Raw genomic sequence first — 10908 nt, forward strand, 5'->3', positions numbered from 1 at the left:
ATCCCGTCGGACGCAAAATATCAAATGAAGAAATTGCCCGGGTCAACCTTAAGCCCGAAAGATTTCATGGAGAATGGAATTATACAATTTACCCGAGCCTCAATAATAACTTGTAAAGCTTATTTATTTACAGCTACTTATTGAACCGCAAACAGAAAAATGCCTGGAACCAGCGAAAAAATAATGCAGCGACTGCTGATGACCGTGGCCTTTTCGGCCCTCTCGGCCCTGCTGTTGATCGCCGTTTTCATCATCAGCCAGGGGATGCCCTTCATTTTCCGGTACGGGTTAGGGGAATTTTTATTCTCGTCCCAGTGGAATCCCCAAGCCGGCAAATTCGGCATCTTTCCCATGGTGATCTCCACCCTGTGGGTCACCCTGGGAGCCATGGCCATCGGGGCCCCGCTGGGGGTGGCCGGGGCGGTGTTCTTAACCGAGTTCGTGCCCCGCCCGGTGATGCGGATAATTAAACCGGCCATCGAACTGCTGGCCGGGATCCCCTCGGTGGTCTACGGATTCATCGGGGTGATGGTACTGGCCCCGCTGATCCGGGACCATCTGGGAGGCCCGGGGCTTTCGCTGCTGGCCGGCTCCATTATCCTGGGCATAATGATCCTGCCCACCATCATCAGCATCTCCATCGACTCCATCATGGCGGTGCCCAAGACCTACCGCGAAGGCTCTTTGGCCTTGGGGGCCACGGTCTGGCAGACGGTGCGGATGGTGACCCTGCCGGCGGCCCGCTCCGGTATCGCGGCCAGCATCATCCTTGCCATGGGACGGGCCATCGGCGAAACCATGGCGGTGATCATGGTCACCGGGAATTCCGTCAAAATACCGCACTCGGCCCTGGAATCGGTGCGCAGCCTGACCGCCAACATCGCCCTGGAGATGGGCTATGCCACCGGGCTGCACCGCCAGGCACTGTTCGCCACCGGGGTGGTGCTGTTCGTGGTAATCATGATCCTGAACTTCAGCGCCAGTTTTGTGATGCGCCAGAGAAAGGTCCGCAGATGAAACTAGACCCCAAGCATACCCAGCAGGCGGCGGTGGCGGTGTTGGGCTCGGCCACCCTGCTGACCCTGACCGCCCTGGTCTTCATCATCGTCTTCGTGCTGGAGAAGGGCCTGCCGGTTTTAAACTGGGCCTTTCTAACCGGAGCGCCCCAGGATATGGGCCGGGCCGGGGGGATCTTCCCGGCCATTGTGGGTTCGGTGGCTTTGACCTTGCTGGCCGTGATACTGGCCGCGCCTTTGGGCGTGGGGACGGCAGTCTACCTGACCGAATACACCCGGGAATCCCGTTTGACGGCAGTGATCCGTTTTGGGGCCGACTGCTTGGCCGGCATCCCTTCCATCATCTTCGGGCTATTCGGGTTCATATTATTCGTGACCATCTTACAGATGGGCTGGTCGCTGCTGGCCGGGGCGCTGACCCTGGCCCTGATGATCCTGCCTACCATCATCCGCACCACCGAGGAGGCCATCAAGGCGGTGCCGCTCTCTTACCGCGAGGTCAGCTATTCGCTGGGCGCCACCCGCTGGCAGACGGTGCGCAAGGTGATCCTGCCCAACGCCCTGCCCGGCATACTCACTGGCATCATGCTGGGGGTGGGGCGGTCCTTGGGGGAGACCGCAGCCGTTATCTTCACCGCCGGGGCCTCCCTAAGGATCCCGGCCTCGGTCTTCGATTCGGTCCGAACCATGGCGGTGCACTTTTACCTGCTGGCCCGGGAGGGCATCTCGGTCGAGAACGCTTATGGAACGGCGGCGGCCCTGATTATCGCCGTGCTTTCGGTCAACCTGCTGGCCTACTGGATGATGAACCGGATGATAGCCAAAAGAACATAAGGGTCAACGCATGTCAGTCAAAATATCATTAAACAAATTTTCGGTCTTTTCCGGTCCGGACCCACTGCTCCAAAACGTGAGCCTGGAGGTCCAGAGCAGCCAGATACTGGGCGTAATAGGGCCGTCCGGCTCCGGCAAAACCACCTTTCTCCGTTCCTTAAACCGGATGAACGAACTGCAGCCCGGCTTCCGGATCGAGGGCCGGGCGCTGCTGGACGGGGAAGATATTTACGGCCGGGATTATGATGCCGTCAGCCTTCGTAAAAAAGTGGGGATGGTGTTTGCCATGCCGGTTCCTTTGCCCATGAGCATCCATGAAAACATAACCTATGGACCCAAACTTTCCGCGGACAAAGGATGGAAGCATGACGAAGCGGTGGTGGAAAAATCCTTAAAGGCGGCTTTTTTATGGGACGAGGTCAAGGACCGTTTGAGGACATCGGCCTTGAGGCTTTCGGGCGGCCAACAGCAGCGGCTGTGCCTGGCCAGGACCCTGACTTTGGAGCCGGAGGTAATTCTTTTAGACGAGCCCTGTTCCGGGCTGGACCCCATCTCCACCGCAAAAATTGAAGAGGCTTTGACGATCTTAAAAGAGCGTTATACGGTGATATTGGTTACCAACAACACCAAACAGGCGGCCCGGGTCTCCGACCGCACCGCTTTCTTTTTGATGGGTCAGCTGGTGGAGGAGGGATTGACCCAGCAGATGTTTACCGCTCCCAAGGACAAAAAGACCAGCGACTATATCACCGGAAGGTTCGGTTGAACGGCTATTTGGATACTAATTTATTTTACCACAAAACGCACCCTTCTATTCATCAGGGTAAACTCGGGCACAAAATAAATTTAAAAACAAAAACAAACAGTATGTGGCTTATGTGCCCCTTCGGCGCAGCTCAGGGCAAGTTTTATGTGGTTAATTCGGGAATTCATGGTTGAAAAATCATTAAATTCGTGATGGATCAAAAAATTGAAATAAAGGACCTGGACCTTTTCTACGGCAGTTTCCAGGCGCTGAAATCGGTGACCATGCCGGTATACGACCGGCAGATCACCGCCCTGATCGGCCCTTCGGGCTGCGGGAAGTCCACCCTGCTCAGATGTTTGAACAGGATGAATGACCTGATCTCCGAGGTCAGAATCAATGGCCAGGCTCTGCTGGACGGGGTCAACATCTACCAAAAGAACACCGAAGTGGAAGGACTCAGGAAGAAAGTGGGCATGGTCTTTCAGCGCCCCAACCCCTTCCCGCTGACTATCTACGAGAATGTGGTCTACGGTTTAAGAGTGGCCGGCAGCAACGACAAAAAAAACCTGGATCAGACAGTCGAAAAAAGCCTGAGGGCCGCCTGGCTGTGGGACCAGCTTAGGAACAAGCTGGCCCAGCCGGCCATCGCTCTGCCCCTGGACCAGCAACAGCGGCTTTGCCTGGCCCGCCTTTTGGCGGTGGAGCCGGAGGTGATCCTGATGGACGAGCCCTGTTCCGCGCTGGACCCCATTGCCACCGCCAAGGTGGAGGAACTGATGCTGGAACTCAAGAAGGACTATACCATCGTCATAGTCACCCACAACATGCAGCAGGCGGCCCGGGTCTCGGATTTCTCCGGGTACATGCTGCTGGGTCAGATGATAGAATTCGGAGAAACGAAGACGTTATTCACCAACCCCGCGCAGAAACTGACCGAAGATTACATCACCGGGAGGTTCGGGTAACGAAGCAATGAGCAATGAACAATGAGCAATGAACAATGAACAATGAGCAATGAGCAATGAGCAATGAGCAATGAACAATGAGCAATGAGCAATGAACAATGAGCAATGAACAATGAGCAATGAACAATGAACAATGAGCAATGAACAATGAACAATGAGCAATGAGCAATGAACAGTAAACGGTAAACGGTAAACGGCAATAGTAAACGGCAAACTTATTTTGAGGTGAAAAATGGAACAAAGACATTTTGACCGGGAGCTTTTGGAGCTTAAGGAAAAGCTGCTATTGATGGCGGCCAAGGCGGAGCAGCTGATCAGGCAATCGCTAGAGGCTCTGATCAAGAAGGATGCGGTTTTGGCCCAGTCGCTTTTTGCCCTGGACAAGGAGGTGGACAAACTGGAGATAGAGATAGAAGAGGACGCCATCGCGCTAATCGCCCGGCACCAGCCGGCGGCCGGGGACCTTCGCTTTCTGATCGGGGCCATCAAGATCAACAACGATCTGGAGCGGATCAGCGACCACGGGGTGAACATCGCCCAAAGCGCCATCCGGCTGGCCGCCCAGCCTGACCTCAAGCCTCTGATCGACATCCCGCGGATGGCCGAGCTTTCGATAGGCATGCTCAAGGACAGCTTAGACAGCTTCGTCAACAACGACGCCGAAAAGGCCAGGGCGGTGTGCAAGAGCGATGATCAGGTGGACGACCTGAAGGACCAGATCTTTAGGGAACTGCTGACCTTTATGATGGAGAAGCCGGATTCCATAAGCCGGGCCATGGATCTGATTCTGGTCAGCCGGAATCTGGAGCGGGTGGCCGATCTGTCCACCAACATCAGTGAGGAGGAGATCTACATCTCCGAAGCCAAGATCATAAAGCACCACGCCCAGGCGGCGGAATGATTTTTCGATCGGTTTCGGGGAACAAAAGAAATTTTGAATTGTAACGTGCGCGGGAGCGGGGAAAAGATACCCCGCCCGCTTGCGGCGGGGTAGTTCATTACCTTTTTCTTGACAAGCTTCTTAACCAATTGCTGGTTGATCTCGTCGGCCAATTTCGGACCGTACAAATATAATTACCCAAGGCTATGTAGGCTGTATGTCATGTCCCTACAGGTACCACCCCTAGGGAAGGGTTAGGTTATCTCCTTCTTCAAATACTGTCCGGTGTACGACATCTTGTTGGCCGCCACCTGTTCCGGGGTGCCGCAGGCCAAGATCCTTCCGCCTTCGTCGCCGCCTTCGGGGCCCAGATCTATGATCCAGTCGGCCGATTTCACCACGTCCAGGTTGTGCTCGATCACTATCACGGTGTTGCCCTTGTCGGCCAGCCGGTGCAGTACGGCCAAGAGCATCTTGACGTCCTCAAAATGCAGTCCGGTGGTCGGCTCATCCAGTATGTACAGGGTCTTGCCGGTGGCGATCTTGGACAGCTCGGCCGAGAGCTTTACCCGCTGGGCCTCGCCGCCGGAGAGGGTCGTGGCTGACTGTCCCAGCTGGATGTACCCCAGGCCCACGTCGGCCAAAGTGGTCAGTTTGCGGGCCACCTTGGGGATGTTGGAGAAGAAACTCTGGGCCTCGGCCACCGTCATCCGCAAAACCTCGGCGATGTTCTTGCCCTTGTAGGTCACTTCCAGCGTCTCCCGGTTATAGCGCTGGCCCTTGCAAACCTCGCAGGGGACGTAGACGTCCGGCAGAAAGTGCATCTCGATCTTGACGATGCCGTCGCCCTCGCAGGCCTCGCATCGTCCGCCCTTAACGTTGAAGGAGAACCGGCCGTTGGCGTAGCCCCGCAGTTTGGATTCCTGGGTCATGGCAAAAAGCTCGCGCAGATAGGTGAACAGCCCGGTGTAAGTGGCGGGGTTGGAGCGGGGGGTGCGCCCGATGGGCGACTGGTCGATGTTGATCACCTTGTCCAGAAATTCCCAGCCCTCCATCTTCCGGTGCTTGCCCGGCTGGGTGCGGGAACGGTAGAGCTTTTGGGCCAGGGCCTGGTACAGGGTGTCGTTGACAAGCGTGCTCTTGCCGGAGCCGGAGACCCCGGTGACGCCGATCAGCTTGGCTAAAGGAAACTCCACGTCAAAATCTTTGAGGTTATTTTCCCGGCAGCCTGAAAGCCTTAAACTTAGTTTATTGCCGGGGCGCCTTGTTTTGGGAACCGGGATATGACGGGTTCCAGCCAGATACTGTCCGGTCAATGAACCCTTGGTCTGCATCACTTTTTTGGGCGGCCCTAACGCCACGATCTCACCGCCTGTGGCCCCGGCCCCGGGGCCCAAGTCCACGATGAAATCGGCGGCCAGCATGGTCTCCTTGTCGTGCTCCACCACTATCACGGTATTGCCGATGTCCCTTAATTTGATCAAAGTATTCAGCAGTTTGACGTTGTCCCGCTGGTGCAGCCCGATGGAAGGCTCGTCCAGCACGTAGAGCACGCCGGTCAGGGAAGCCCCGATCTGGGTGGCCAGGTGGATGCGCTGGGCCTCGCCCCCGGATAGTGATTCCGAGATCCGATCCAATGATAGATAGTCCAGACCCACGTCGGTCAAAAAGCCCAGGCGGGAGTTGATCTCCTTTAAAACCTGCTTGGCGATGGTTTTTTCCTTCTCCGAAAGTTTCAGTTCCGAGGAAAAGAACTGGCGGGAGTTTTTGACCGAAAGTTTTGACAACTGGTAGATAGACTGTCCGGCCACTTTCACGGCCAAAGATTCCGGCTTCAAGCGCGCCCCTTGGCAGACCGGGCAGGGCAGGATGGACATGAACTTTTCCACCTCGTAGCGGACGTAGTCGGAATCGGTCTGCTGGTAGCGCCGCATCATCATCGGGATGATGCCTTCAAACTTCTTGGTGAATTGGTAAACGTTGTCGTTGGAAGCCGATTCGTAGCGGACCTTGACCTCCTTGTCCGTGCCGTAGAGCAGGATGTCCCGGTTCTTCTGGGACATTTCTCTCCAGGGCGCATCCAGTGAAAAGTTATAGACCTTGGCCACCGCCTCCAGATGGCTGCCGATCCAGTGGCCCATGGGATCGCCGTAGTGGGAGATGGCGCCCTGGTTGACGGTCAGCTCTGGGTTGTGGACCAGGGCTTCCGGGTCGATCTCCATCTTGGTTCCCAGCCCGGAGCAGGCCGGGCAGGCCCCGAAGGGGCTGTTGAAGGAGAACATCCGGGGCGAAAGCTCGCCCAGCGAGATGTGGCATTTGGTGCAGGAGAGCTTTTCGCTGTAAAGGACCTCCTGTTTGTCGTTGTAGATGGCCGCCACCAGTCCTTCCGAAAGTTTCAAGGCCGTCTCCAGCGAGTCGGCGATCCGCTTCTGCGATTTTTGGCCGATAGTCATCCGGTCCACCACCGCGTCAATGGCGTGCTTCTTGTTCTTGTCCAGCACCGGCAGGGCGTCGATGTCGTACAACTTCTTGTCCACCCGCACCCTCACAAAGCCCTCGCGCCGCAGTTTGTCGAACAGCACCCGGTACTCGCCCTTACGGCCCTGGATCAACGGAGACATAATGGCCAGTTTTGTCCCTGCGGGTTGTTCCATGATGGCGTCGGTGATCTGCTGGACGGTCTGGGAGGAGATGGGCTGTCCGCACTTGGGGCAGTGGGGGCGGCCGATCCGGGCGAACAGCAGCCTTAAGTAATCGTGAATCTCGGTAACGGTGCCCACGGTGGAGCGGGGGTTCTTGCTGGCCGCCCGCTGTTCGATGGCGATGGCCGGGGAGAGGCCGTCGATGAAGTCCAAGTCGGGTTTCTCCATCAGGCCCAGAAACTGCCGGGCGTAGGCCGACAGCGATTCCACGTAGCGGCGCTGGCCCTCGGCGTAGATGGTGTCGAAAGCCAGGGAGGATTTGCCCGAGCCGGAGAGGCCGGTGATCACCACCAACTGGTCCCGGGGGATATCCAGGTCGATGTTCTTGAGGTTGTGCTCCCGGGCCCCCCGGATGGTCAGTTTGTCCATCATGTGATAGGCGTCCCAATTGTATATTTCTGAATGACTGTTTGCTCTTTACCGAGGAACCTTATCCGCAGATTTAACAGATTAACAGATTATTACTAAACTTATTTTATAACGAGTTAAATCTATATTCCTCTAATAAGCTTGCTTCTTGGAATCTGCGAAAATCTGCGTAATCTGCGGACGATAAATGAAAAAGGCAACCTTTTATTATATTAGCATTTTGAGGAAATGTCAAGCGGGGACCTCACCCTCGATCCCTCTCCAAATTAATTTGGAGAGGGAAGCCGGAAGGCAGGGTGAGGTTAAAATAATCATTGATTTTTCCCCAATATGTAGTGTCATTACTAATGGGAGTGAATATTAGTAGACATTCCTATTTCTTCCCCATCCAATATATTTCGCGTATTTCGCAGCTTGCCCCGATGTAGCGGGGTGTTTTGGTGGGGGAAAAGTCGGACTATTGGTTCGGCTTACTTCGGCAAGCTCAGTACAAGTCACTCACCACAGAGCTTGCCCTGAATATAACCGATATTTAGGCCGGTGAAGGGTATACGCTCTGAGTAATAATTCTCAAACCTCTTTTAATAACAATTACTCACATCAAATAACCGGAGAAATTAGACATGCCCGCCAGCAATTACTACCTGGAACACTGGATGGACGAGATCCACCTGCACGGAGTGATAAAGACCGTGGTCAGCACCCGGACCAAATACCAGAAGATAGACATCGTGGATACCAGCAACTACGGGCGCTGCCTGTTCCTGGACGAGCGGATGCAGAGTTCTGAAAAAGATTCCTTCATCTATCACGAGGCTCTGGTGCACCCGCCGCTGCTGCTGCATCCCGGCCCCAAGAAAGTGATGATCGTGGGCGGGGGGGAGGGCGAGACCCTGCGCGACATCCTGAAGCACAAGTCCGTCAAGCAGGCGGTGATGGTGGACATCGACAAGGAACTGGTGGACTTCTGCCGCCAGGAGTTGCCGGAATGGGCCGGCGGAGCCTTTACTGACAAGCGTTCCAAGGTCCTGTACATGGACGCCCGGACATATCTCGAAAGGACCAGAGAAAAATTTGACGTCATCATCATCGACCTGACCGAGCCCATCGCGGGCGGCCCGTCCTTCAAACTTTATACCAAGGAGTTCTACCAGCTGATCCACCGCCGGCTGACCGAGCACGGGATCATCACCCTCCAGGCCGGAACCACCCGGGTCCACGATACGAACATGCTGACCTCCATCGCCAAGACAATCTCTTTAGCCTTTCCGGTGGTCAACATCTACCAGGTGATCATCCCCTCGTTCGGCCTGCCCTGGGGCTTCATCATGGGCTCGAAGACCTACGACCCGTTGGTTTATTCCCCGGCCCAGATAGATCACCTCATTCAAAAGCGGGGGCTGAAGAAATTGGAATACTACGACGGCGTCACCCACCTGGGGATGTTCTGTCTGCCGAAATTCCTGCGCCAGGACTTTGAAAAGCAGCAGCGGGTGATCACCGACAAAAAACTGATGACTGCCAAGTTCGTCTGAGGGACATTTCCCCACGAAAAACACGAAAAGGTGCGAAAATGCTTTTGCCACAAAATGCACATAAAACTCAAAACTGAGAACCCGGAACTTCAAACGTTAAACGCTAAACTTGGAATGAAGCACCGCACATCGCCCAACAGATCCCCCCAGAGCCGGGCCCCGTTGTTTGAGGCCCTGGTCGCCTATGTCCAACAGCCCAAGGTGGCCTTTCACACTCCGGGTCATAAACAGGGGAAGGGCATAGATCCGGCCTGGCGCCAGTTAGCCGGCGAGAACATCTTCAAAATGGACCTGACCGTGCTGCCGGAAACCGACTGCCTGTTCCATCCCACCGGGGTGCTTAAAACAGCCCAGGCCCTGGCCGCCAAGGCTTATCGGGCCGACCACAGCTATTTTTTGGTCAACGGCTCCACCGGCGGCAACCTGGCCATGCTGATGGGAGTGCTGTTCCCGGGCGACAAGGTCATCGTCCCCCGGCACACCCACAAATCGGTGATCGCCGGGCTGATCATGTCCGGGGCCCTGCCGGTCTACATTCATCCCGAGATCAACCGGGAATGGGGGCTGATCCTGAACGTCTCGCCGGAATCGGTGGAGAAGGCAATGGACAAGAACCCCGGGGCCCGGGCGGTGTTCGTCTCCTCGCCCACCTACCACGGCATCTGCTGCGACCTGGAGAGGATAGTCAAGGCCGCCCACCTGCGCGACCGGGTGGTGATGGTGGACCAGGCCCACGGCCCGCATTTCCTGTTCCATCCCAGCCTGCCCACTTCGGCCATGGAGGCCGGGGCCGACATCTGCGTGGAGAGCACTCACAAGATCATCTCCGGCCTGACCCAGGCTTCCATGCTGCACGTCAAGGGGCCCAACATAGACATCCGGGACCTGGAAGAAGTGTTATTGTTGACCCAGAGCACCAGCCCGTCCTATCTTTTAATGGCCTCGCTGGACTTGGCCCGGCGGCAAATGGCCCTGCACGGCCACCAATTGCTGGACAGGTCTTTGAACATTGCTGTCAGATTAAAGAACTCCATCAACGCCGTCAAAGGCCTATGCTGCCTGAATACTGAGGATATTAAGCCGTTCAAGCTGGATCCCTCCAAGCTGATCGTGTTTGTGGACAAGCTGGGGCTGACCGGCTACCAGGCCAGCAAGGTACTGAATGAGAAGTACGGCATCCAGGCCGAGATGGCCGACTGGGACTACGTGGCCTTCATCTTCACCTTGGCCGACGGACAGGCCGAGGCCGACCAGCTGCTGGCGGCCCTCAAAGCCCTGGCCGGCTTCTGTCAGCCCAACGCCCGGCTGAAGAAGTTAGACATCCAGTTCCCGTCCAATTATCCCGCCATGTCGCTGACCCCGCGCGAAGCCTTCTTTGCCGGGTACCGGACCATCGCCTTAAGGAAGTCGGTGGGCGAGATATCAACGGAGTTCTTTACCGTTTATCCTCCGGGCATTCCGGTGATAGTGCCGGGCGAGCGGATCACCAAGGAGGCGGTGGAGTATCTTACAGCCATGAAAAAGATCGGGGCTATTTTGGTGGGGCCGAAGGCCGGACAGCCGGGGAAGATCAGAGTGGTGGCTTGAGTCAATGAATCCAACTACGCCAAGGCTTCGTCGGACAGGCAATGAACTTTAAACACTAAACAGTCAACAGTAAACAGTAAACAAGGCTCAGGCCGGGGGCTTGACAAATCGCAATTTTAGAGTGATAATTACTACCTAAAATCCCGTAAAATTATAACTATGTTCGATGCCCCGGACAGCAAAATCTGACGCCTGCTCGAAAATGATCAGTAATATCGGGCTTTGCGGGCTGCAACCAGAATGAAATATTTAAAAAAAGTACTTGACTTTCG

General features: G+C 55.8%; 8 protein-coding genes. 7 read left to right on the forward strand and 1 reads right to left on the reverse strand.

From position 1 onward, the window contains the following. Nucleotides 1-159 precede the first annotated feature (159 nt). The 5 genes from pstC to phoU all read left to right on the forward strand — a co-directional run bounded on the left by pstC (nucleotide 160) and on the right by phoU (nucleotide 4464). Nucleotides 160-1017, forward strand: coding sequence for a phosphate ABC transporter permease subunit PstC (pstC, locus tag HY768_01575; protein MBI4725912.1), 858 nt, complete (start codon nucleotides 160-162; stop codon nucleotides 1015-1017). Continuing rightward, entirely contained in the window at nucleotides 1014-1850 is an 837-nt protein-coding gene (pstA, locus tag HY768_01580) for a phosphate ABC transporter permease PstA (protein ID MBI4725913.1), read from the forward strand. Before pstC ends, pstA begins: the two co-directional genes overlap by 4 nt. A 10-nt stretch (nucleotides 1851-1860) precedes the next feature. Beyond that, nucleotides 1861-2616: a phosphate ABC transporter ATP-binding protein gene (locus tag HY768_01585; GenBank protein MBI4725914.1), complete on the forward strand. Its 756-nt coding sequence runs from the start codon at nucleotides 1861-1863 to the stop codon at nucleotides 2614-2616. Nucleotides 2617-2807: 191 nt separating this feature from the next. Continuing rightward, nucleotides 2808-3563 carry a phosphate ABC transporter ATP-binding protein gene (gene pstB, locus HY768_01590; GenBank protein ID MBI4725915.1) on the forward strand — a complete coding sequence of 252 codons (756 nt, stop codon included), beginning with the start codon at nucleotides 2808-2810 and terminating at the stop codon, nucleotides 3561-3563. A 232-nt stretch (nucleotides 3564-3795) separates the two neighbouring features. Then, nucleotides 3796-4464 carry a phosphate signaling complex protein PhoU gene (phoU, locus tag HY768_01595; GenBank protein MBI4725916.1) on the forward strand — a complete coding sequence of 223 codons (669 nt, stop codon included), beginning with the start codon at nucleotides 3796-3798 and terminating at the stop codon, nucleotides 4462-4464. Between the two features lie 233 nt (nucleotides 4465-4697). Here phoU and uvrA read toward each other — a convergent pair whose 3' ends face one another. After that, complete coding sequence (gene uvrA / locus HY768_01600; protein ID MBI4725917.1) at nucleotides 4698-7517, reverse strand: excinuclease ABC subunit UvrA; 2820 nt, start codon at nucleotides 7515-7517, stop codon at nucleotides 4698-4700. Nucleotides 7518-8137: 620 nt separating this feature from the next. Between uvrA and speE the strand changes: the two genes are divergently transcribed. Beyond that, on the forward strand, nucleotides 8138-9049 hold the full coding sequence (speE, locus tag HY768_01605; protein ID MBI4725918.1) for a polyamine aminopropyltransferase: 912 nt from the start codon (nucleotides 8138-8140) through the stop codon (nucleotides 9047-9049). Between the two features lie 114 nt (nucleotides 9050-9163). Next, complete coding sequence (locus HY768_01610) at nucleotides 9164-10636, forward strand: aminotransferase class I/II-fold pyridoxal phosphate-dependent enzyme (GenBank protein ID MBI4725919.1); 1473 nt, start codon at nucleotides 9164-9166, stop codon at nucleotides 10634-10636. Nucleotides 10637-10908 lie beyond the last annotated feature (272 nt).

The sequence above is a fragment of the candidate division TA06 bacterium genome, from assembly GCA_016208585.1.
Lineage (GTDB): Bacteria > Edwardsbacteria > AC1 > AC1 > EtOH8 > UBA5202.

Coding starts and splice junctions, on each gene's coding strand:
- HY768_01585 (MBI4725914.1), top strand. CDS start 1,861: ATGTCAGTCAAAATATCATTAAACAAATTTTCGGTCTTTTCCGGTCCG.
- pstB (MBI4725915.1), top strand. CDS start 2,808: ATGGATCAAAAAATTGAAATAAAGGACCTGGACCTTTTCTACGGCAGT.
- pstA (MBI4725913.1), top strand. CDS start 1,014: ATGAAACTAGACCCCAAGCATACCCAGCAGGCGGCGGTGGCGGTGTTG.
- phoU (MBI4725916.1), top strand. CDS start 3,796: ATGGAACAAAGACATTTTGACCGGGAGCTTTTGGAGCTTAAGGAAAAG.
- HY768_01610 (MBI4725919.1), top strand. CDS start 9,164: ATGAAGCACCGCACATCGCCCAACAGATCCCCCCAGAGCCGGGCCCCG.
- speE (MBI4725918.1), top strand. CDS start 8,138: ATGCCCGCCAGCAATTACTACCTGGAACACTGGATGGACGAGATCCAC.
- pstC (MBI4725912.1), top strand. CDS start 160: ATGCCTGGAACCAGCGAAAAAATAATGCAGCGACTGCTGATGACCGTG.
- uvrA (MBI4725917.1), bottom strand. CDS start 7,517: ATGATGGACAAACTGACCATCCGGGGGGCCCGGGAGCACAACCTCAAG.